Source organism: Enterobacter sp. 241F3, from assembly GCF_034106785.1.
In the GTDB taxonomy this organism is placed as follows: domain Bacteria; phylum Pseudomonadota; class Gammaproteobacteria; order Enterobacterales; family Enterobacteriaceae; genus Enterobacter; species Enterobacter vonholyi.
In genome coordinates this window covers 186,571-209,830 of record NZ_JAWNDD010000004.1, presented here as the reverse complement: position 1 = coordinate 209,830, position 23,260 = coordinate 186,571, and the positions used below count along the sequence as shown (strand labels likewise).

Annotated in this window: 21 protein-coding genes; 4 read left to right on the top strand and 17 right to left on the bottom strand. The window is 51.0% G+C overall.

The window, feature by feature from the left end:
• Window positions 1-3: 3 nt before the first annotated feature.
• The 16 genes from UR504_RS13725 to UR504_RS13650 all read right to left on the bottom strand — a co-directional run bounded on the left by UR504_RS13725 (window position 4) and on the right by UR504_RS13650 (window position 17,743).
• Window positions 4-270, bottom strand: a complete 267-nt coding sequence (locus tag UR504_RS13725) for a PAAR domain-containing protein (RefSeq protein WP_211438325.1) — start codon at window positions 268-270, stop codon at window positions 4-6.
• 55 nt (window positions 271-325) lie between these two features.
• A complete protein-coding gene (locus UR504_RS13720) occupies window positions 326-892 on the bottom strand; it encodes a tetratricopeptide repeat protein (RefSeq protein ID WP_211438326.1) in 567 nt (188 codons plus the stop codon).
• Between the two features lie 79 nt (window positions 893-971).
• Window positions 972-1,619: a DUF2931 family protein gene (locus UR504_RS13715; protein WP_302235971.1), complete on the bottom strand. Its 648-nt coding sequence runs from the start codon at window positions 1,617-1,619 to the stop codon at window positions 972-974.
• Window positions 1,620-1,716: 97 nt separating this feature from the next.
• Window positions 1,717-2,364, bottom strand: coding sequence for a DUF2931 family protein (locus UR504_RS13710; protein WP_320739798.1), 648 nt, complete (start codon window positions 2,362-2,364; stop codon window positions 1,717-1,719).
• Window positions 2,361-3,944, bottom strand: a complete 1,584-nt coding sequence (locus UR504_RS13705) for a T6SS phospholipase effector Tle1-like catalytic domain-containing protein (protein ID WP_302235976.1) — start codon at window positions 3,942-3,944, stop codon at window positions 2,361-2,363. Before UR504_RS13705 ends, UR504_RS13710 begins: the two co-directional genes overlap by 4 nt.
• Before the next feature lie 2 nt (window positions 3,945-3,946).
• Window positions 3,947-6,484, bottom strand: coding sequence for a DUF2345 domain-containing protein (locus UR504_RS13700; protein WP_302235977.1), 2,538 nt, complete (start codon window positions 6,482-6,484; stop codon window positions 3,947-3,949).
• 371 nt (window positions 6,485-6,855) lie between these two features.
• Window positions 6,856-7,323, bottom strand: a complete 468-nt coding sequence (locus UR504_RS13695; protein WP_302235979.1) for a putative T6SS immunity periplasmic lipoprotein — start codon at window positions 7,321-7,323, stop codon at window positions 6,856-6,858.
• Window positions 7,317-7,871: a type IV secretion protein Rhs gene (locus tag UR504_RS13690; protein ID WP_302235982.1), complete on the bottom strand. Its 555-nt coding sequence runs from the start codon at window positions 7,869-7,871 to the stop codon at window positions 7,317-7,319. Before UR504_RS13690 ends, UR504_RS13695 begins: the two co-directional genes overlap by 7 nt.
• Entirely contained in the window at window positions 7,864-10,503 is a 2,640-nt protein-coding gene (gene tssH, locus UR504_RS13685; protein WP_302235985.1) for a type VI secretion system ATPase TssH, read from the bottom strand. The genes UR504_RS13690 and tssH overlap by 8 nt, the downstream gene beginning before the upstream one ends.
• A gap of 158 nt (window positions 10,504-10,661) precedes the next feature.
• Window positions 10,662-11,153 (bottom strand): type VI secretion system effector Hcp, encoded by a 492-nt coding sequence (gene hcp / locus UR504_RS13680; protein WP_023325816.1) that lies wholly within the window; start codon window positions 11,151-11,153, stop codon window positions 10,662-10,664.
• 4 nt (window positions 11,154-11,157) lie between these two features.
• Window positions 11,158-12,882, bottom strand: coding sequence for an OmpA family protein (locus UR504_RS13675; protein WP_320739795.1), 1,725 nt, complete (start codon window positions 12,880-12,882; stop codon window positions 11,158-11,160).
• A gap of 3 nt (window positions 12,883-12,885) precedes the next feature.
• A complete protein-coding gene (gene tssL, locus UR504_RS13670) occupies window positions 12,886-13,539 on the bottom strand; it encodes a type VI secretion system protein TssL, short form (protein ID WP_115875936.1) in 654 nt (217 codons plus the stop codon).
• On the bottom strand, window positions 13,536-14,873 hold the full coding sequence (gene tssK, locus UR504_RS13665) for a type VI secretion system baseplate subunit TssK (protein WP_320739794.1): 1,338 nt from the start codon (window positions 14,871-14,873) through the stop codon (window positions 13,536-13,538). The genes tssL and tssK overlap by 4 nt, the downstream gene beginning before the upstream one ends.
• Before the next feature lie 18 nt (window positions 14,874-14,891).
• A complete protein-coding gene (gene tssC / locus UR504_RS13660; protein WP_302235998.1) occupies window positions 14,892-16,436 on the bottom strand; it encodes a type VI secretion system contractile sheath large subunit in 1,545 nt (514 codons plus the stop codon).
• Window positions 16,437-16,468: 32 nt separating this feature from the next.
• Window positions 16,469-16,966 carry a type VI secretion system contractile sheath small subunit gene (gene tssB / locus UR504_RS13655; protein WP_111965220.1) on the bottom strand — a complete coding sequence of 166 codons (498 nt, stop codon included), beginning with the start codon at window positions 16,964-16,966 and terminating at the stop codon, window positions 16,469-16,471.
• 639 nt (window positions 16,967-17,605) lie between these two features.
• Complete coding sequence (locus tag UR504_RS13650) at window positions 17,606-17,743, bottom strand: hypothetical protein (RefSeq protein ID WP_159427010.1); 138 nt, start codon at window positions 17,741-17,743, stop codon at window positions 17,606-17,608.
• A 12-nt stretch (window positions 17,744-17,755) separates the two neighbouring features.
• Here UR504_RS13650 and lpxP point away from each other — a divergent pair, with 12 nt between their 5' ends.
• Together lpxP and ypdK are read left to right on the top strand one after the other, a co-directional pair.
• Window positions 17,756-18,676, top strand: coding sequence for a kdo(2)-lipid IV(A) palmitoleoyltransferase (gene lpxP, locus UR504_RS13645; RefSeq protein WP_024907634.1), 921 nt, complete (start codon window positions 17,756-17,758; stop codon window positions 18,674-18,676).
• Between the two features lie 358 nt (window positions 18,677-19,034).
• On the top strand, window positions 19,035-19,106 hold the full coding sequence (gene ypdK / locus UR504_RS13640) for a membrane protein YpdK (RefSeq protein ID WP_099458937.1): 72 nt from the start codon (window positions 19,035-19,037) through the stop codon (window positions 19,104-19,106).
• Window positions 19,107-19,158: 52 nt separating this feature from the next.
• Here ypdK and alaC read toward each other — a convergent pair whose 3' ends face one another.
• Window positions 19,159-20,397 carry an alanine transaminase gene (gene alaC / locus UR504_RS13635; protein WP_023308710.1) on the bottom strand — a complete coding sequence of 413 codons (1,239 nt, stop codon included), beginning with the start codon at window positions 20,395-20,397 and terminating at the stop codon, window positions 19,159-19,161.
• A gap of 386 nt (window positions 20,398-20,783) precedes the next feature.
• On the opposite strand from alaC, the gene UR504_RS13630 reads away from it, so the two are divergent.
• The gene (locus UR504_RS13630) at window positions 20,784-22,490 is read left to right on the top strand and encodes a sensor histidine kinase (RefSeq protein ID WP_115875940.1); all 1,707 of its coding nucleotides are present in this window, start codon (window positions 20,784-20,786) and stop codon (window positions 22,488-22,490) included.
• A 3-nt stretch (window positions 22,491-22,493) separates the two neighbouring features.
• Entirely contained in the window at window positions 22,494-23,225 is a 732-nt protein-coding gene (locus UR504_RS13625) for a LytR/AlgR family response regulator transcription factor (RefSeq protein WP_115875941.1), read from the top strand.
• The last annotated feature ends 35 nt before the right edge of the window (window positions 23,226-23,260 follow it).

The following is a 23,260-nucleotide window of genomic DNA, read 5'->3' as shown; positions in this document are numbered from 1 at the left end:
TACTTATCCTATTACACAATCCGGTGCACTGGAGATCACCTGACAACCACACTCACAGTGGCAACCATCCACAACGACAGCTTTACCATCAGAAGTCCATTCAGGCGAACCTTCAATAATGGCATTAATGCCATGCCCCTCTTTTGGGCAGCTGACTTTATCGCCCACGAGAGCAACCTTTTTACCATTAACTACCATTGATGATGAGGCGGAAATGACCTGCCCCCCGTGCGTAGTGTTATCACCAATTAATACAAAGCCTTTAGACATACGAAACTCCATTTTTTGATTTCTGCATATGTATCTCTTTATGCGGGTAAAAGCATTACTTCTCAGTTTTAATTTCTTTTAACTTATCACACGCATTAGAATCACCTGCAGAGCAACTTTTTTGGAATAGCGGAATAGCCTTATTTTGATCTTTAGTTACCCCTTTACCATCAAAGTACATCGTTCCCAAATGATTCATGGCTGAAGGTTCGCCTTGTTTAACGGCAAGTTCAAGAAAATTTTTGGCCTTAGCATAATCCACAGCGACGCCCTTACCATTAAGATATGCGTAACCTAAATACATCTGAGCTTTAGCGTTGTTGTTTTTCGCAGCCTTCTCATACCAATAATTGGCCTTTTCGTAACTCTGAGGGGTTTCTTCACCAGAATAATACATGTCACCTAAATCGACCTGAGCATCCGTATTTCCCAGTTCAGCAGCAACCTGATAGAGTTCAAATGCTTTTTTCATATCCTTAGGAACACCCATGCCCAAACGATAAACATTAGCCATTGAATTTGCATCGTCTGCTTTTGTAGTTGATGTTGGGTCTATAGTGATAGTTTCAGAAAAACACAAAGCGGAGATAAAAAACAACATTAATACGTAAAATGGTTTCATAAAAAGCACCCTCCACAAAAGCATGATAGATCATTAATGGTTAATGATGCTCATCATTACAAATTACTATTTACTACGATTACCAATTACCATAAGGGTATGTCTTATCTTTGATAAAATCAGGAGTATCTCCATAGTAAACATACCCATTAGGGTGCCCTGTCACTCCTTTGCACATATCGAGGTTTTTGCCTGAAACAGTCGTTATTTTTGTATCATTCAGTGAGATGTCCGAATGGCCATATTGCCTCAACCAGACCCGTACTTTTCCTTCCGGCGCCAATCCTATTAACATCGTTTGTCGATATGCATTCTTCCCAGGCTCTAATACATCAGGATAAGGAGTGATCATTTTATCCCATGTATTCTGAGAGAAAAATAAAGTTGATTGATATGTTTTTCTATCAATAATCGAGTCCCAGCAAAAAATCATTATCTTAGGCAATCTATCGGCTTTGTTAAACTGCGTACTCCCCGCGGAGTTCCTATCACTCCATTTTCCGACACTGATTCCACGCGGCTGATCGATAGTCCGATATGTCGATGCATATCCATCAACATCTAACAACTTCAACAGTGTAACCTGTGCTGGCAAAGCTTTTGGGGTAGTAAAGACAAAGTACCATTTGTCCCAAGGGATTTTAAGACTATTGGGTTGTTCACTAGCACAGGCACTAACAGAGCCCAAAAGAAATAAGATCGAGATAATTCTGGCATTTGATTTCATGGTTTACTTCTCTGCATATTCTAAGCAACTTAAACTGAGCAAAGGTTCATATGAATAAAGAGTATTGAACACAACTCCGTCTTTGAAATGCGATTATTCACCATGAACCATAAGGATATTTTTTACCCTTGATGAACTCTTTGGTTGTATTACTATACCCATAGGAAAAATCACTTCCCGTTACCCCTTTACACATATCAAGGTCTTTACCGGAAACTGTCGTTATTTTTGTATCATTTAATGGGATATCCGAATGGCCATATTGTCTCAACCAGACCCGTACTTTTCCTTCCGGCGCTAATCCTATTAACATCGTTTGCCGATATGCATTTTTTCCAGGTTCTAAGACATCAGGATAAGGGGTGGTCATCTTATTCCAAGTATCCTGAGTAAAGAATAAAGTGGACTGATAAACCTTTTTATCAATGATTGAGTCCCAACAAAATATCATTATCTGTGGCAATCTGTCGGCTTTATTAAACTGGGTGTTCCCCGCAGAGTTACGTTCACTCCATTTATCTACACTGATCCCTTGTGGCTGATCGATAGTCCGATATGTCGATGCATAACCATCAACATCCAACAGTTTTAACAATGTAACCTGTGCTGGTAAAGCTTTTGGTGTGGTAAAAGCGAAATACCACTTGTCCCAGGGATTTTTGAATCTGTTAGATTTTTCACTAGCGCAGACACTAACAGAGCCAAAAAAAAATAAGATCGAGATAATTCTGGCAATTGATTTCATGATTTACCTCCCTGCATATTCCAGACAGCTCGAAGCCAACCCGGATTTGGACGATTGATATAAAAAAACAAATCAGATGATTTCACTGCCCCGTAGATGGATTTCACTTTATCCCCGTCCAGCCAGACATCTTTTACAACCACAGGGTTCCAGTGAGCGGAACAGTGAATATATTTGCCAATTAACTGTAATTCTGGTGAGATAAAAGGCGTCGGCACACCACCATTTCTCGCAGCCCTACCCTGGTCAATTGCTTTTTGACACAAAGCTTCGAGCTCAGGCGGTAAAGAGAAATTCTCATCCTTGGGGAGGATCTCATTAAATAAGCCTCCAGACTCCTGAGCCGCATCCAGCATCACCCGTAAACTAACTTTGCTCCAGTCGTTAGTTACTACCCTCTCAATAGTGACTGCCGCCCCAACACGCTTTTGTGTGATGCCACCACGTTTTTTATCCTCGTTAACAAGATAGTCGTACCAGGTTTCTGTCTTTACTTCACCGCTCAGAATTATCGCACTTAACGCTGGCAGGCTCTTTAAGTCAGGTATTTCAGCCGCTGAACGCCGGTAGATATCAGTCACTTCAGAAGGAATACTTTCACTGACAGTTTCGTTTTGGGGCTGAGTCAGAAAAAGATATTCCTTTTCCTTCGGATTATAGCCACCGCCGATATCGGAATGTGCTCCCGGCAGAGCCAGTTCCGGCCACGATTCCTTGATGCTGTTCAGGCTAAAGTTGTAGCGGCACTCATGCATTGCCGTAATCTGAAAGACTTTCTGTGCAATATCTGGAGGCAGGTCCAGCTCAACGCCGGGGTTCACACCACTATGAACATCAAATAGATTACTTACTGTACCTACCGCGCACACGGTATCAAATAACCCCAGAAAGCGGGTTTCACCTGCAGGTTTCCCATGCTGATTTCGACCACCAAGCCCTTTCGTTATGGCCTGCTGTATGGCTTTATCGTTGTTTCTTACACGGTTAACAAAGTGGCGAGCTGCTGCCGCTCCGCGACTAAATCCAAAAACATCGAACTGAATTTTTTCGATTGCAAAATTTATCCCTTGGTTAAGAGCCAGAAATTGTGAAATCTGTTCAGCAATTTGACCAACGCCTTCATCAGATTTATCAACCACACCATAAAACCAACCGCCCGTCCCCATACTTATCGTGCTATCACTATTCCCCTTATCGGTACCGATCCCCTGTACATAGATAGCGCGTTGATAATCTAATTTCCCTTCAATTACTTCATCATTGGTAGCATAAAGTGTATTGAGCCAGTGAATATTTGAATAATAACCAATATAACTCCCTGCATTATCAATTTTTTTTCCCAGTTTTTTAGCACAGGCTTCAGTGTCTTCAGGCTTCATTCCAACGTCAAGATGAGAGCAGGACTCCAGGATGCGATTCTGGGTATTAAACGCATTATTCCCTGTACCATCAAAAAACATCCCGATCGTGATGGTTATCCCCGGGACGGGTTTTCGTTTGCAGACAACTGTTTTCTCGGAAATATTAACATCAGTGAAATGCTCGCAATCACTGGCTTCCCACGCATGGTAATCACTCATACTTATTCACTCCCTGTTGTTGAATTGCCGGTTCCAAGGATCTCAACTTTTAATTTGCCGGGCATTGTGGTATAAATCGGCAGTGTTTTGCCATTATCATCTGAAATGCCATGAAACACCTGCCCGTCAGCTGTCGTCACTTTATATTCAGTCTGAGGGATGATTTTCCCTTCTTCGTCAGTCAGAGAGTAAACACCACCATAACCTTTCGGAAATTCAGGGGCTGGCATGTTCAGCGAAGCTGCTCCCATTTTCTGAGCATTGGCACATTTCAGAAGAATATTTCCAGGACAACCCAACTCAATATTCCCGCCACTTAACTTGATATAGGCCCCACCACAGTTAACGACCAGTTCCGTTGCTGCTGTAATTTCAATTTTGCCTTCGGCACTCGTTACCGTAATATCTTTCTTGGCGAAAGCGTCCAGTGCGTCATCCTGTGCCTGAATTTCGACTTTCCCCTTCGCAGCAAACAGCTTCATACCCGCCTGACGGGCCAGCATACTGATAGCTTCACCTGCCGCAACCGTGAAACGCTTCATAGCGCTGATGTCTGCATTATTTTGCGTGACGATCCCCACGCTGGCACTTCCCGAGGAAATGCGTACACCTTCCGGGCTGCTGATGCTAACGCCTTGCGGTGCATTCAATACCATCCCCGGCTGTGCCAGTTCCGTCAGTGCATCCGTCAGCATTTTCTGGCTCTGGATATCCGCCGGATACGCCTGAGCACTTTCTGCCGCATCGGAAAGGCTTCTGGCGATACTTAACGCATTTTCAAGCTGTGCCACAGCCTCTTTCATGGAAAGCATTTTGTCACTGGCGAATGGTTGTTTGTCCGCACTAATGAATACACCGGCTCCGCCACGAACGGCCACCCATTTATCGGTGCGTAACTCCGCACCTTCGCCACGAAGCTTCCTGGAAGCGTCTACATTGTGACCTAAATTGAGTTGGGTTTTGCCGCCATACTCCGTACTGAGCTTGACGTGCTCTTCGCCGCGCTTGTCCTCCATCCGAAGCTTGTTCAGGCCAGCTGTGCGGACAACATTGCGCGTACTGTTGGCCTCAGTGACATGGTCAACGTGGCGGGAGTCGTGGAGGGCATGAGCAATGTATGGACGGTCGGGGTCACCTTCATGGAACGCAATGGCAACCTCAGTTCCCTGTATCAGCGGGAAGTGAAAGCCATACTTGTCGCCGCCGTAGGGTTTAGCAAAACGCACCGGCATACTTTCCTGGCCCTGACGCTTATCATCGCGGTCAGCATCAAACTTCACCCGGTACATGCCGGATGCATCCTGCCAGGCGTAGATGTCGTTATCTTTGGCGCTGGTCACGCGCGCCATCAGGGTGCCGCTGACCACCGGGCGCTTTTTAGCGGCAGGTCGCCAGCATCGGTTCTCGTAATATGGCATCCCCTCCCACATCACTATCAGGGCATCTTTACGACTGGCTATATAGCCCGTGCGGGTAATAATAATACCGTTGTCCGTTTCTGACGGCAGTGTCGGCGGTACCACACGTTCACTGATGGTCAGCACCTGGGCCGGAGAAAGCAGGGCATAATTACTACAGCCGCTGATAGTCGTCTGCCCGGACAGGAAACGCTCATGCTCCAGGCGTGCCCAGAAGTTGCCGGTTTCTGCTGCGGGGGTGATTTTGTCGCCGCGTTCAAGATGACGTGGCAGGTAGTGATACACATCACCGTAGGTCAGACCTTCACCATCACCCCTCGTCATGTCTGCCGGTACAGAAGTCAGGATGTTCTGGGCTTCACGGTGGTTGTAATCACTGGCGGTGACAGAGCGCTCGACTACGTTCTGTCGGACGTGAACCCCCCATACCGAGTCCGCTGCATTATCACTCATGCCCGATGGACTGCTTAGTGGCAGCGACTTACCGAACGTCCATACACTCTGCTTGTCTGCAAAATGCACCACCTCAGTCTGGGTGTCGGGTTGCAGGGTAAAGAAGTAGAAAATCCCCACTTCAGCCAGCAGACGCTCAATGAACGCGAGATCGTTTTCCTTGTACTGGTTAATCTGTTCACGCTTCGGATAGTCAGCTTTGAGGGTGAACTCATACTCCCAACCTTTCAGGCCATGCTCCTGCAATACTTCAGTGACAACTTCCGGTACTGACTTATTAACAAAAAAGCGGTGGGTACGGAATTGATTGCGCAGCAAAGACAGGAACGGCTCAATAATAATCTGGTACGTCGCCTGGTCACGTGAGCCACTGATACGCTTAAAATGCGTCACCACACCATGCACCACTTTCTCCCCGGTCAGCCCCATCAGAGGCCCGGTCCCCATGGTCAGCGTGGCAGGCTTAGTCAGCAGTTGCGCTGAACTGATATTTTGATCGCTGCTGGTAAAGATAACCTGGTAGTAATAAATCTCACTCATAAACTCCTTACCGCTGAAAGTTTCCACATCCAGTAAGGCTGTGCAGGACGGAATATCCAGACGATAGCGGTTCAGCCCGCCTTCAGTTAGCGCAGCCAGGGTGTTCTTCAGTGTATCTGTCAGACTCATGATTTTGACTCCATGGGATAACCTGCTGTTCATGACTTTAATGCCAACGGGTAAGTAACAGGTTTAATCAGGGGTACTCAGCGCGTACGAAAAAGAGTGATTACGGCTCCAGCCCCGACAGCACACATGAGGGCTTTAACCAGCAACACGGTCATTTCAAAGTTGTCCATCGCATTTTCCCCATTACCACTGATGGGAATAAAACGCTTAACAAACGTGTAAATAAAAGCTTCAGGTAGAAATAGAACACCAACGAAAAAAACAGAAATAAGATGAAAATTTCAATCTACTAGCCACCCCAACGTCAGGAAACAAAAGATTAAGCTATATATTTACAAAAGAATTATAAATACGGACACTTATTAGACTTGCTACTCTGGAGCCTTAATTGAACCATACGGCCTTGCGAATTCGCGATCTGTCAAAGGGAAATTATACACTTGATTATTATTAATACCGACACCAACAACAAAGCTTCTCGCTTCTTTATCATCAAGTGTTGAATGAAGTACAAACTCAACTATATACTTGCCACCATCTTTAAAATTAAAATAAGATGGAGGAATACATAATTCACCTTCAATAATCTTAAGGCCGGGGGAAAAATTAAAATCTTTCTCCATTGAAGGCGTCCCTCGCAGATTGATACCCATATCTACTGGCTGATAATCTTGTGCATTATCAATATTCACGCAAACATTATCACCCTTTTTACTCACCTGTGCAGTTTCATCAAAACGAAATCTGTCACCTGGTCCAGGGCATCCCGTCAGGATTGGAAGACAAAAAAACGCTAACAACAAAGAGTTAAGCTTAATAAAATAGTTACGTCTCACCATGGAAAGCCCCTCAAAGCATTTTTATATCCCTCACGTATCACCGACTCAGAAGTATCCCCATCGAGCGTAATATCGGGATATCTTTTATTTTCAAGATGACTCCAGATTTCATACCCAAAAGTCTGTAAAACAAAATTATCTGCAATAATCTGCGCCTGCTGCTCCATCGGATATTCGCTTAAGAGACGACCATCAAGGGTATAACGGTAACTCACCATCCAGCTCACCAGCCCTCTGAAGATCACATTCATTCCTTTTCCACGCTGCCAGACATGACTTATTTCATGGATGAAAAGATGCTGAAGACTGTCGGTTGTCTGTGAGAAATCATCGAAATATAGATCACGAAAATAGATCTCCCCGTTCGGGGTCATCGCCATATTGTTATCCTGTAAATTGAAAGGGAGATAACTTTCTCTGTGTATCCATACTTTCGAATAATCAATGGTGGATAAAAAAACGGATTGCGCCAGCTGTATTTCCCCCGCCGTGAGTAGTCTGACACCACCCTCTTTGATTCTGAACCCATCCTGCGTTTCATCAGCCATGTGTAAACTCCAGCCCTATGCCCTCTTCCTCACTCCATCCCAGAGTCAGGGAGTGTAGTTTCTGCTTCGCCGCCATATGGCTCAGCAACTGCTGACTCAGCACCGGCAGAATCTGCTGATTCAGCAGACTGTCAACATTCCTCGCACCAGTATCCGGCAGCAGGCAGGCGGCGGTCAGAGCGTCATACAGGCTCTCTTCAATATGCGTCAGCAGGCCGTAGTGTCGGTTCAGCCGCTTACTGACCTGTGACAGCTTCATCTCCACGATGGTTCGCATCGCCGCTTCCGCCAGCGGGCGATATATCACCGTCTGGAAGCGGGCCAGCAGCGCCGGCTGGAAGTGATCGCGCAGTATCGGACGCAGCAGCTCGTGAAGATCGCCTTCGCTGGCCTCCGGCTGCTCGTCAAGCAGCTGCATCAGGTGGTCGCTGCCGAGATTCGAGGTCATCAGAATGACGGTGTTGCGGAAGTCGATTTCACGCCCTTCGCCGTCGCGCATAAAGCCGCGATCAAAGACCTGATAGAACAGGTTCATCACGTCACGGTGGGCTTTTTCGACTTCATCGAGCAAAACCACACTATACGGGCGCTTGCGCACGGCTTCGGTCAGGATCCCTCCCTGGCCATAACCGACGTAACCCGGAGGGGAGCCCTTCAGTTGGGAAACCGTATGCGGCTCCTGGTATTCTGAGAGGTTAATCGTAATGAGTGACTTCTCACCGCCGTACATGACATCGGCCAGCGCAAGCGCGGTTTCGGTTTTCCCCACGCCGCTCGGTCCCACCAGCAGGAATACGCCCTGCGGGCCATTCTCTGAGGTGAGACCCGTTTTTGCCGCACGCAGACGCTGGGCGATGGCCTCGAGCGCCACATCCTGCCCGACCACACGTTTACCCATTTCATTTTCCAGGATCAGCAGTTCGGTCTGCTCATCTTTCATCAGCGATGACAGCGGAACGCCTGTCCAGTCAGCAATCACGTTGGCAACGGTGCGTACATCCACATCCAGAGAGAGCAGTGGGTTGCTGTGCTGCATGCCGTTCAGTTCCTGCTGCAGCATGTGCGTCTCGCTCTGACGGGAGATATCCTGGCGGCTTTCCAGCAGTTGTTCGGTGAGTTTCAATTCCTGCCCGTACTGCGTTTCAAGCTCGTCGAGAGCAACGATAAGAGCGTTCTCTTCCTGCTCAATGACGGTCAGGCGTTCACCATGGCTCTGATTGCCGACAGCAATATCTTCCAGCAGCGCCTGCTTCTCCATTTCAAGAGAGGTAATCTGCGAGCGAATGCAGGTCAGCTGTTCCGGTACCGTGTCGAGGCTCATGCGGACGCACGCTGCGGCGGTGTCGAGCAGATCAACCGCCTTATCCGGCAACTGGCGGCCCGTGAGGTAGCGACGGGAAAGCGTAACAGCAGCGCGCACCGCATCGTCGGTAATGTGCACGTTATGGTGCTCGGCGTAACGGGATTTCAGACCACGGAGCATCAGGCAGGCGGTGTCGTCGTCAGGCTCATCGACTTTTACCATCTGGAAACGACGCTCCAGGGCCGCGTCGCGTTCGAAGTACTGCTTGTACTCGCTCCAAGTAGTGGCCGCAATGGTACGCAGTTCGCCACGCGCCAACGCCGGTTTCAGCAGGTTCGCTGCATCGGCGCCCCCTGCCTGGTTGCCCGCGCCGATGATGGTATGCGCTTCATCAATAAATAGGAGGACCGGGGACGGGGATTGCTGCACCGCATCAATGACGTTTTTCAGCCGCTGTTCGAACTCGCCTTTCACGCCTGCACCGGCCTGCAGCAGGCCCAGGTCAAGGGTACGCAGAGTGACCGCTTTCAGGGATTCAGGCACATTACCCTCGGCAATACGCAATGCCAGGCCTTCAACCAGTGCGGTTTTCCCCACGCCCGGCTCGCCGACCAGAATCGGGTTGTTTTTGCGGCGACGAGAGAGGATATCCACCATCTGACGGATTTCTGTGTCGCGGCCAAACACCGGATCGATCTTCCCTTCCTTCGCTTTGGCGGTGACATCGAGGGTGAATTTATCAAGCGTGTTCTGCAGCGCAGGGCTCAGCTCCCCCTCTTTCATTTCCACGCCAGCCGGACGCCCGACAAACTCCACCTCACCACCGTGGTTCTGTGCCAGCTCGGCTTCGCGCTGCATTTCCGGACGCTCATCCGATTGCGCATCCAGCAACGGTCGCAGGCGCTCCAGCTGGCTTTGAGCAAGCGTTAACAACGGCCAAAGGCCGTCACAACGTGCCAGTTTCGGTTTTTCCACCAGGGCCATCAGCAGATGGACGCTGCGAATGTGCTCTTCACCATTGAGTGAGGCCAGTAGCCAGGCTTGCTGCATCAGAGTCTGGATGTCATCAGAGAGCTGGGGCCGATGGCGCACGGAGCGAGGTTGTCTGTCGAGCCAGCCGAGCAGATCCTGCCAGATGCCATCCATATCCCACTCGTAGCGGCGTGCCAGCACCGTCAGGTCACCTTCCCCCTGCTCCAGCAGCTTCAGCAGCCAGTGCTCCGGCAGAATTTCGGCATGGGCACGGGTCTGACAAAGCGAAGCTGCGCCTTCCATCGCTCGGGCACAGTAAGGGTTCAGACGACGTAACAGGATGGCTGGATTTTCCATGAGATTCTCTCTTTGTCGGTTCCTGGACACGCTACCGCCCCTCGCTGTTCACCAAAGCGCATAAGGTCAGGCAGGCAGATTGTTTTTTCTTTGCTGAGTGCCCGCATCTCAGGCACTCAGCAAAAAACTGCGGACAGGAAAACCTGCCCGCATCAGGATTACGCCGTGGCGCGTTCGTTCCAGGAATCGGAATGAATGATGTTGCCGTCTTTGTAGGTCCAGGTGATTTTTTCGTAACGCAGTTCAACGCGTTCAAGGTGGTTGTGCTTCTCTTTCGAAGGATCCTTGATGTCATACATTTCAGGATTCACTTTCACTACCTTCACGTTTTCCAGTTTGGTGTTGAAGTACTCCACTTCCTGGCCCGCGTCGTTGATTTTGTACCACTTGAATTCAGCGGATTTCAGGGTCTGACCGGTGGTCACCGCCTTGTACAGGTACGGGCTGGAGGAATCGATTTCCTTGGTGAACAGGAACGGGGTATGGATACGGGTACCGGTCAGCTTGCCGGTGTTGTTGTCGGTCGGGATGTACAGATTATGTTCCTGAGCGACCACTTCAATGCTGCCTTCACGATCCTGAACGTCAACAGACCCTTTGATGTCCGCGCCGCCGTCGTCCTTCAGCCAAAGATAAACAGGAATTGCCATGGAATTACTCTCCATTGTGTAGTGAAGCGCCATCATCCTGCGATGACGCCGGGTGTTTGCCGGGTATCTGACAGGCGTTCGCCTGCGGTACCAGACTAATTTCGACACGGCGGTTAAGCGCACGCCCTTCCGGGGTGTCGTTGGTTGCGACAGGGCGGCTTTCGCCATAGCCCTGCACCGCAAAACAGCTTTCGGGTACGTCGCCGGTATCCCGCATCCAGCCGCGTACCGCTTCGGCGCGTTTCAGAGACAGCGTCTGGTTAAGTTGCGGATTGCCGGTGTTATCGGTATGCCCTGACACGACAATCAGCCAGCCCGGCTTCGCCTTCACGCCGACCAGAGAATTCACCAGCCTTTTGATCGAACCGGCTTTTAGCGCCGATTTACCCGAATCGAACAGCGACATGCTGTCGAGACGAATGGTTTTCGGACCCTGAATAATTTTCTTAATGACCGGAGGCGGCGGTGGCGGAGGTGCCCAGTCACTGACTGCGGCCTCAACGGGCGGAATCAGTCGCAGTCCCTGATACAGACCCAGGCGATAACGCAGTGGCTCCCCGCGACGTTGCCAGTCGTCCAGCAATGCGCCATCGGCCCGCAGGCGCTGCTGCGCACGCAGTTTCGGGGCAACAGGCTGACCCGTCAGCTGGTGATATAACGCAAGGTGATCGCCAACGTTACGAATGAGGAGCTGGTTGTTCATCCAGGACGCCAGCATCGCCAGCGCGAGAAAAATCCCGCACAGTAATCCGGCATAACGCCAGAACACCATCCTGCGGCTCACGCCACGTCGGCGCGGCAACGCCGGCAGCAGCAGTTCAGGCAGCGGCAGTGGCTCGGTGCTCACAAAGGCATCCGGTGGCAGCGCCGTCACGGAAGTGACGTGTTGTTGCCAGAGATTGCCCGCGATACCATTCACCGGCACCATGCACATACCCTGCACGCAGGGCGACATCACCGGTAACTCCCCCCGCCGTACCGACAGCAGGTCATTCACCGCGCTGTTTTGCCAGGCAAGCAGACTGTCCAGCCACAAGCCATGGCTCAAACGCGAAAGACGCCCGTCCGTTCCAATTTCCAGAGGCCAATCCGTCAGTGACACATTACCCTGACCGGGCTGATACACCTGTATACCGCTTCGCGGGCTTACCGTGGTAAACCAGACGGGCTCAGCCTCTGCACAGGCCGCAGGAGGAGATACCCAGGTCACGGTCCACAGCGGGGGGATAGTGCCAAATGCCGCACGGCACCGGACGACAGCACGCTGCCAGCCCCGAAGATGCTGGATAAAATCATCGCCGGAGGTGTGCTGTTCAGGTACCACCGCCAGCATGACGGAGATTTGCGGCACCTGAGCCGGACGCACCAGGCTCAGGTGTTGTGCCAGGAGTGGCAACTGCTCCGCATTCTTCACCCACAGATACCAGCCCTGTCGGGTTTCCCGGTTACGGGAGCCGGACACAAACAGTGGGCAGTTGTCGCCACAAACAAGGATCACCGCACCCTGAAAATCTTCCGGCGGCAGATTTTCATCCACAATTTCCCGGACAGCGGTCGCCCGTGCCTGAGAAGCCCGGCGCTGACGCCAGAGCATCATCCCGGAAACCAGCACAACCAGCAGACTGAGTGCCACACGGCTGCCCAAGGACAGTGGCCAGAATCCCAGAATGAGCCATAGCGCCAGTACAGCACCCAGGGCAGTTAACAGACTTCGGTACGCATCCCGCATCGCTTACCCCGGCCTGACGATCTGGCTTACCAGCTCGGTAAGCGAAGATGAAAGGAAAAACCAGAGCGCAGCCAGGGCGACAGCGACCACAACCCAGCTCAGCCAGTACCCGCGACGGCCGCTGCGCAGACGCGATGCGCGTGCAACAATGGGGGCATCCTGTGCCAATGTGAAGGCGGGCACCCGCTCTGCGAGAGCGCGAACAATATCTTCCCTACGCTCATCATCCTGAGCGCGATACTTTCCCACGAACCCCAGTTGCAGAGTCCGGTACATACAGGTCAGGACGGCGGTATCAGGGGCAGTTTCTTTCAGCAGGTTACGGATTCTTTCCCATAGCTCTTCACCAGCATTGAGTGTACCGAAGAAGTGAGCCTGCAGCGGGTCACGGCGCCAGGTCAGGTAGCCATCATCGGTGGTTCCCCGGTTCATCACGCTCTCATCAAGCAGTGCACACAGGGCATACACCATATGGTCACGGCTGATGTCGCTGTAACCTGCCTCTGTGAGCGCAGCTTTCGCCTCCCTTACCAGACGGCAGGCACGGCGATAGAGCCCTTCCCCGTCACGCACTTCCTGACCACCCTGCAGTTGGCTGGCCATCAGCCAGCCCGGGTAGAAGATATTTTCTATCTGACTGAGTTCAGATTTATTCATGTACGCAACACCGCAAAGAGTTCGAGATCAACATCACCCAGCGAGCGTGGGGTATAGAAGGTACAACAGCCCATCTCAAGCATTGCGCGAGCCGCCTCACAGCTCAGATCCAGCGAGAAATACTGGTTCTCAAGGCGCAGCGGGATAGCGGCCGGAACATGCGTCAAAGGCTTAATCAGCATCCCACTCAGAGCCACATTCACCACATCCGAAACATCATCGAAGCTGCCCGCTTTACACAACTGCGGGAATTTAATCTGAAGCTCATGGTTCGGCATGGAAGAACGTACTGAGAGGTAGAAGTCCGCCCCTTCGCGCAGGCGTGCATCGTGCAGTGCACCCTTCCAAATCTGGTCCTGATGCTCCAGGTGAATACTTACTACCCGCGACGGCAGGCTCGCTTCCAGAAGCTTGTCCAGCAGTGCCAGCAGCGGTGGGAATACCCGTTCAGGTGCATCGTGCTGGTAAGCAGGGATGTCACCAGCGTCATGCTCCAGTGAGAATGTCAGCAGACTGCCGGCAAGACGGGTCAGTTCGCGATACAGGAGTTCCGGGTGACGAGCGGGCGTCTGCAGAAGTTCCGTTAACACCGGCTCGGCGCTGTTCAGAGCATTCAGCAGCCAGAACAGGGAAACATCTGCGACAGCAAAGTCAGCCATCCGCTCATTGCTTTCACGGCGCATGGCCATCAGGCGACGGCGGCGGGCCTGCAGACGAACCAGCAGGTCACCCAGTTCGGTGGTCAGCGAAGGGCTGGCAGAAACGGAAAGCATGGGGGGAATGAAAGCAGGGTCCCGACCCCACTGCCCCTGAGCATTACGCACCAGACGGGTCACCGGACAGGTTAAGTATGCCGTGTTTTCCTGGCTGGACAGACGCAGTGTTAGCGCATTACGTAGAATGGCGAGTTCCCCGCTTTCATGACCAGCCAGTTCCTGCACCACCACACGTTCGGCTTTCCAGCGACGTGGGCGTTCACTATCCTGCCCGTTATCGAGGTTGCCACCACTGGCGCTCAGCAGCGGCAATGCGGCAACCACCTCAACAGCCTCAAAGCCGTTTGCGGCAGACAAATCACAGACCGGCGGAATATTATCCGCCAGATCCGTATCAACAATCGTGCCATCCTGGAAACGTACGACCAGACGGATGGCATTCAGACGCGAGAGCGCAAGTGCAGCATCATCAAATTCTGCCGCAACCACGCCCCAGGGATGAGAAATACCCATCCGGGCGACCATGTTGGCAACGTGCTCACTCCAGCGGACCTGCTGCTGGAACTGTTGCGGGGCCAGAGCGGCCCCATCCTCCCAAAGTGGGCGGTAAATTTTCATCCCTGATCACCCCTCGCCTTACGATTTCGCTTTCGGCATCTGGGAAACCAGCGACAGGTTGACGTCCATCCCTTCCACCTGGAAGTGTGGAATCGCATACAATTTCACGCGGAAGAAGCCTGGGTTATCTTCAATATCTTCCACCACCACTTTTGCATCACGCAGCGGATGAGACGCCTGGAGTTCGTCGCCCGGGTCGGTCATTTCGGTCACCAGACTGCGGACCCAGGTGTTCAGTTCCAGCTCCAGTAGTCGACGATCCTTGGTGGTACCGATGTTCTCGCGCTGAATTAGCTTCAGGTAGTGGGCAATACGCGACAGCAGGAAGATGTACGGCAGACGCGCATTGATACGGCTGTTGGCCGTTGCATCAGCGGTGTCATACAGCGCCGGTTTCTGAGTGGAGTTTGCTGAGAAGAAGCAGGCGTAGTCGCGGTTTTTGTAGTAGGACAACGGAATAAAGCCCAGATTCGCGAATTCGAATTCACGCGTTTCAGGGATCATGACCTCAGACGGGATTTTTACCTGATTGCCTGTCCCCAGATCATACAGATGGATAGGCAGATCCTGAACCGCACCGCCGGCCTGCGGGCCACGGATTTGGACACACCAGCCGTTATTAATAAAGCTACGCACCATGTTGGAAGCGAAGGCAAACGACGCATTCGTCCACAGGTATTTGTCGTGATCCGGACCTTTGACTTCTTCTACATAGTTGAAACTGCGAACCGGAACGGTATCCGGGCCATACGGTAAACGTCCCAGTACGCGCGGCATCACCAGACCGATGTAGCGAGCGTCGTCCGTATCGCGGAACGATTTCCACTTGATATACTCGGCGCGATCAAAATAGTTACCAATATCTTTAATCGCAGCGACGTCTTCCATTGATTCTTTGAGGAAGAATTTCGGGCCTGCCGAGCCGATAAATGGCATATGTGCAGCCGCAGATACTTTTGAGATGTTGCGCAGCAGAGCGACATCCTGCGCTGAAGCATTGAACTCATAAGCGGAAACCAACGCCGCAATCGGCTCGCCGCCCGGGGTATCGTATTCATCAATGTAGGTGTGTTTATACAAACCACTCTGGATGACTTCCGGGCTGTCTTCAAAGTCCTGGCGCAGCTCTTCTTTAGACATGCTCAGAAGCTCGATTTTTACGTTCTGGCGAAAATCTGTTTTATCAATCAGCGACTTCACTCCGCGCCACAGGCTCTCAACCGACTGAAACTCTTCATGGTGCATAACGGCGTCCAGCTGGCGGCTTATCTGGTAGTCGAGCTCAGCGATATGGTGATCGATCAGGCTTTTATCCAGTTTTTCGACCTTCGAGCCAGCCTTGGTCAAGCATTCCAGAAAGACCTGCATACCTGCGGTCAGACGCTCGTCAGCGGTCGCATCCGACATCGCCTGCGCATCTTGCCAGATGTCCAGCGCGCTCAGCTCAGAGACTGGGTTCAGATTGATTTTCTCAAACAGTGAGGCGTACACCCCACCCACAACAGGGCGTTCCAGCACCACGCTTTCCCCGCCAGCAGTATTATTTTGTACAGACATGAGCATTCCTTGATTAATCCGTTAAAACAGCATGATGATTAAGGTTTTTTTGAAGCCAGCGCGGATAACTCATTTCGCAACTCAGCACTAAGCGTCTGGTCAAGAACGATTTTCTCCAGCTCTTTTCGGAAAGTCTGGTTATCCAGCAGGTTGGCCTTCAGATCGCGGAGCAAATTGCGCATTGCCAGCATCGCCTTCAGCTGTGGAATTTGGGCCGCCACCTGCTCTGGCGTGAAATCTTTCATGCTCTGGAAAGTCAGCTGAATGTTGTCCTCACCGCCATCTTCAGACAGCGTATTTTTAACGGCCAGATTAACTTTTGGGGAATATTCGGAAAGAACGCTATCAAAATTATTTTTGTTGATATTAACTTTTTCACGCTCTGATATTGGTGCAGATTCCTGTCCATTACTGAAATCACCTGTAACAAGCAATTTCAACGGTAATTCCATTTTCTTGCTTGCTCCGCCAGTATGCAGGTCAAGCTTCAGGTTAATACGTGCCTTAGGCACCTCATTCTGAAAACTGTCAGCCATTTAATCATCCCTCTTTGTTTAGCTATGCCAACTTCACGGTATCGTTCTTGATGCGCAATAATAGAATAATGATCGAAACAAAATCAAATACACAGATCATTTATCCACGACAAGAATTTTCTTAAGAATTTTCCTCTAATACATTATCGCAAATTGCCTAATTAACTCAGAAAAAGAAACTGCTCTTTTCGCACAAATCGAATATTTGTATCGCAGAAGGGATTGCAGCCAGAGAGATGTTAATAAAAACATCTTGTTTTGATTTGCATCACAGCACCACGCCAAAAAACGCTAAAGAACTGCAATAACTTATTGCGGCACGATTAAAAGGGGAACGTAATCGAGGAAAGAAGGCGACCACTCCATTAACAGCATGAATAATACTTAAGAATTTTCATAAAGAAAATTCTTAAGTATTATATGAAGGGATAAATAAACGCGTAAATATTTAATTTGGCGAAAATCAACGACGCATTTTTTTCGTTACGCTTTCTTTCTGAACGCTAACGCTACTGCGTTCCGCTGGGGGAGGAAAGGCGCTTTCTATGTGAAAGTCGATAAAATCTGTAAAATCAAACACCTCCTTAGCTGCCGCTTTTTTAATCAAAAACGAGTAATAGCACATATCGTATAACGGTGCTACATTACGCCGCCCGCCCAAATCAGCAGTGGCCAGGCAACGCCGTAAAGTTCGGTAAAGCCTGCAACCATCACCTTGAAGAACGGTCTTATCGGCACGTCGTATCGCAAACTCTGCGCTACCTTTACAGGCTTCATATAGGTTCTACTATTTTGTCTCAATCCAAATTTCAACGCGCGTTTTTACATCCGCGTTACTGGTTTACATGGTTTGGTCTTGGCGTACTCTGGCTGCTGGTTCAACTTCCATACCCTGTCCTGCGCTTGCTGGGGTCGAAACTGGGCAGCGCTTCCCGCGTTTTCCTGAAACGACGCGAATCCATCGCGCGTAAAAATATTGAGCTTTGTTTTCCGCAGTACAATGCCGAAGAGCGCGAGAAACTCATTGCTGAAAACTTCAAGTCTATCGGCATGGCGCTGCTTGAAACGGGCATGGCCTGGTTCTGGCCGGATGAGCGTGTCCGCAAGTGGTTTGACGTGGAAGGACTGGATAATCTGAAACGCGCGCAGATGCAAAAACGCGGCGTGATGGTCGTCGGCGTTCACTTTATGTCGCTGGAGTTGGGTGGCCGCGTGATGGGGCTTTGTCAGCCAATGATGGCAACTTACAGACCGCACAACAGCGCTCTGATGGAGTGGGTGCAAACGCGTGGCCGCATGCGTTCCAATAAGGCGATGATCAGTCGTAACAATCTGCGCGGTATGGTCGGCGCTCTCAAGAAAGGAGAGGCCGTCTGGTTTGCACCCGATCAGGATTATGGACGTAAAGGCAGCAGCTTTGCCCCCTTCTTTGCGGTGAAAGACGTTGCGACGACTAACGGTACCTTTGTCATTTCTCGATTATCGGGCGCCTCCATGCTGACCGTGACGATGGTGAGAAAAGCAGATAAATCAGGCTACCGTCTGCACATCTCCCCTGAAATGGCTAACTATCCGGAAAACGAGTGCGAAGCCGCAGCGTTTATCAATAAAGTCATCGAAACTGAAATCATGCGTGCTCCAGAGCAGTATCTGTGGATGCATCGTCGTTTCAAAACACGCCCTCTTGGCGAAGCCTCGCTCTATATTTAAGCTCTTCATGAAGGTTAGTTTCGCTAAGAAACTAACCTTTTCAATCACCTGTCTTCCCGCTGAAAACCCGTCACTCATTGCGTCGCTCAAAGTGAATTTATTGCGTTGTGAAATCAAACTGTCGCCGTTCCACGACACTCGTAAGTAGCGGAAATTATTTAAAAAAATCCCTCTTGTCACCCTTCATTTTTAGGCGTACATTAGCGCCGTCTGGCAACAGGAAAGCACAGAATTCTGAGCTGGAGTCAGCGGCGTAACGGGAAAATTCTCATTTTCGTTTTGACCGGATTTCAGCTCTCTATAATCAGGTGGACTCTGTTTTTATATGCGTACCACAAGATACGCGGAGCGATGAAACGTGAAATATTTCTTTATGGGCATTTCGGTGATTGTTTTAGTCTGGGCCGGAACCTTTGCCCTGATGATTTAGTGAAGAACATGCAGTCAAAAAAACAGGAGCCATCGGCTCCTGTTTTTTTATGTCATGACGATGCGGGATGTTCTGCGACGCTCTTTGAGGTGAGAAGACCATCGGCCCGGAACATACTCTTGATGCCCCTCACCGCCTGACGAATACGGTCGCTGTTTTCAATCAGGGCAAATCGCACATGGGTGTCGCCATAATCACCGAATCCAATGCCAGGCGAGACACACACTTTTGCATCCTGGAGCAGTTTTTTGGCAAACTCCAGCGATCCCATCGCCGCGTACGGTTCCGGAATTTTTGCCCAGACGTACATAGACGCCTTCGGCATTTCCACCATCCAGCCCGCTTCATGCAAGCCTTTTACCAGCACGTCACGGCGGCGCTTATACTGGGCGGCAATCTCGTGAACGCACTGCTGGTCGCCCTCCAGGGCAGCGATAGCCGCGACCTGCAGCGGCGTGAAGGTGCCGTAATCGTGGTAACTCTTAATGCGCGCCAGTGCGCTCACCAGCGTTTTGTTACCCACCATAAAGCCAATACGCCAGCCCGCCATGTTGTAGCTTTTCGACAGTGTAAAGAACTCTACCGCCACGTCACGCGCGCCCGGGACCTGCATAATCGACGGGGCTTTCCAGCCGTCATAGACGATGTCAGCATAGGCTAAATCGTGAACCACCAGCACGTCATAACGCTTAGCCAGCGCAACAACTTTCTCGAAGAAATCAAGCTCCACGCACTGCGCCGTTGGGTTCGACGGGAAGCCGAGGATCATCATCTTCGGTTTCGGATAACTTTCACGAATCGCACGTTCCAGTTCGTTAAAGAAATCGACACCTTCCACCAGCGGCACAGAGCGGACCTGGGCGCCGGCAATCACCGCGCCGTAGATATGGATCGGATAGCTTGGATTAGGCACCAGCACCGTATCGCCATGATCCAGCGTGGCCAGCATCAGGTGTGCCAGCCCCTCTTTCGAGCCGATGGTGACAATCGCTTCACTTTCCGGATCGATATCAACCTGATAGCGATCCTGATACCAGCGCGAGATCGCGCGACGTAACCTGGGAATACCGCGAGAGGTTGAGTAGCCGTGCGTATCCGGACGCTGGGCAACCGTGCAGAGCTTCTCAACGATATGCGGTGGCGTTGGGCCGTCAGGGTTACCCATGCTGAAATCAATAATATCTTCGCCGCGCCGACGCGCAGCCATTTTCAGTTCAGCTGTGATATTGAAAACATAAGGGGGGAGACGATCGATACGCGTAAAACGGCGTTCAGGACTGAATTCAGCCATAGATTCCTCAGATTAACGTTAGCGCCCGGACCGTCCGAGCGACGCTGCCACCGATGTGGCATGCTTAGAAAATAACCTGAAAAAAATGATGCTGTCGAGAGGGAAGTGAAAAAAAAGCGAACGCCTGAAAACCGGAACCCTCCTGTGCCGAAAAGCGGAAGCCCCTGTTTCAGGGTTGGCTTTCTGATAGCCGTTATTTAACAGGATGATATCAAAACAGTTACCTGACGATACGCAGGCTATAAAAAATCAGGACGTGTCCGTTACCGACAGACAATCCCCTTTAGAAATTATGGTTTTTCCTCATTTGATAAACCTGTCGGATAGCTGGTCAATACGCGTCAGGTTTTTTATCATGGCTCTTTCCCGTTTTCCCAGGTCTACTCGTGCACGAAATATTTACTATGCTGCTGGCGGTTTTTGACCGTGCGGCATTAATGCTGATTTGCCTGTTCTTCCTCATTCGCATTCGCCTGTTTCGCGAGCTGTTGCACAAATCCGCACACTCGCCAAAAGAGCTGCTGGCCGTTACCGCTATCTTTTCCCTGTTCGCCCTGTTCAGCACCTGGTCAGGCGTGCCGGTAGAGGGTTCGCTGGTTAACGTGCGCATTATAGCCGTGATGTCCGGCGGAATTTTGTTTGGCCCGTGGGTGGGCGTCATCACCGGCGTGATTGCCGGAACCCATCGCTATCTGATTGATATCGGCGGCGTGACGGCGGTGCCCTGCTTTATCACCAGCATTATCGCCGGGGTGCTATCCGGCTGGATCAGCCGCAAAATCCCGAAAAAACAGCGCTGGCGCGCCGGGATCGTGGCGGGCATGGTGTGCGAAACGCTGACCATGATCCTGGTCGTTATCTGGGCCCCCACCACCGCGCTGGGGCTGGATATCGTCTCGAAAATCGGTATTCCGATGATTCTGGGCAGCGTGTGCATCGGCTTTATCGTGCTGCTGGTGCAAAGCGTTGAAGGCGAAAAAGAAGCAAGCGCCGCACGTCAGGCCAAGCTGGCGCTGGATATCGCCAACAAAACGCTACCGCTCTTCCGTCACGTTAACGCGGAATCATTGCGTCAGGTCTGCGAGATCATTCGCCACGACATTCATGCTGACGCTGTCGCCATCACCAATATTGACCACGTGCTGGCCTACGTCGGCGTGGGGGAACACAACTATCGCGACAACGATGACACCATTAGCCCGACCACCAGACAGGCGATTAACTACGGTAAAATCATTATTAAAAACAATGATGAAGCCCACCGAACGCCGGAAATCCACTCCATGCTGGTGATCCCGCTGTGGGAGAAAGGCGTCGTGACGGGTACGCTGAAAATTTATTACTGCCACGCGCATCAGATCACCTCGACGCTGCAGGAGATGGCCATCGGCCTGTCGCAGATTATCTCGACTCAGCTGGAGGTTTCGCGGGCAGAACAGCTGCGTGAGATGGCAAATAAGGCAGAGCTTCGCGCGCTGCAGAGCAAAATCAATCCCCATTTCCTGTTTAACGCGCTGAACGCCATCTCCTCGTCCATTCGTCTTAATCCGGACACCGCGCGCCAGCTGATTTTTAATCTGTCGCGCTATCTGCGCTACAACATCGAGCTGAAAGATGACGAGCAGATCGACATCAAAAAAGAGCTGTATCAGATAAAAGACTACATCGCGATTGAGCAGGCGCGCTTTGGCGACAAGCTCACGGTCATTTACGATATTGATGAAGAGGTCAACTGCGTGATCCCGAGCCTGCTTATCCAGCCGCTGGTCGAAAACGCGATTGTTCACGGCATTCAACCCTGTAAAGGCAAAGGGGTGGTCACCATCAGCATCACCGAAAGCGGAAACCGGGTGCGGATTGCCGTGCGCGATACCGGCCACGGAATTGATCCTAAAGTCATTGAGCGCGTCGAGTCTAACGAGATGCCCGGAAATAAAATCGGCCTGCTGAACGTGCACCACCGGGTCAAGCTGCTTTACGGCGATGGACTGCACATTCAGCGTCTTGAACCGGGCACCGAAATTGCTTTTTACGTCCCGAATGAGCGCTCTCCGGTCCATTCGACAACATCACTGTTGCCCCAGGTGGAGTAACCCATGAAAGTTATTATTGTCGAAGATGAAATTCTGGCTCAACAGGAGCTAACCTGGCTTATCAACACCCACAGCCAGATGGACATTGTGGGTACGTTTGATGACGGTCTGGACGTGTTGAAGTTTTTGCAGCATAACCGGGTCGACGCCATTTTTCTGGATATCAATATTCCGTCGCTGGATGGCGTATTACTGGCGCAAAACATCAATCAGTTTGCCCATAAGCCGTTTATTGTGTTCGTTACCGCCTGGAAAGAGCACGCCGTAGAGGCCTTCGAGCTGGAGGCGTTTGACTATATCCTTAAGCCTTACCAGGAATCGCGGATTGTGAGCATGCTGCAAAAGCTGGAGGCCGCATGGCAGCAGCAGACAGCCCCTGCTAACGCCAGCCCAACGATAAGGGACAACGACACCATCAATCTGGTCAAAGATGAGCGCATCATCGTGACGCCGGTCAATGATATCTACTATGCCGAAGCCCATGAAAAGATGACATTTGTCTATACGCGGCGGGAATCTTACGTGATGGCGATGAACATCACCGAGTTTTGCAGCAAGCTGCCTGCGTCGCACTTTTTCCGCTGCCACCGCTCGTTCTGCGTGAATTTAAACAAGATCCGCGAGATCGAACCGTGGTTTAACAATACCTATATATTGCGTCTGAAGGATCTGGATTTTCAGGTGCCGGTGAGCCGCAGCAAGGTGAAAGAGTTCCGCCAGCTTATGCACCTGTAACGAAAAAGCCCTCTCCCGCGGGAGAGGGCCAAGCA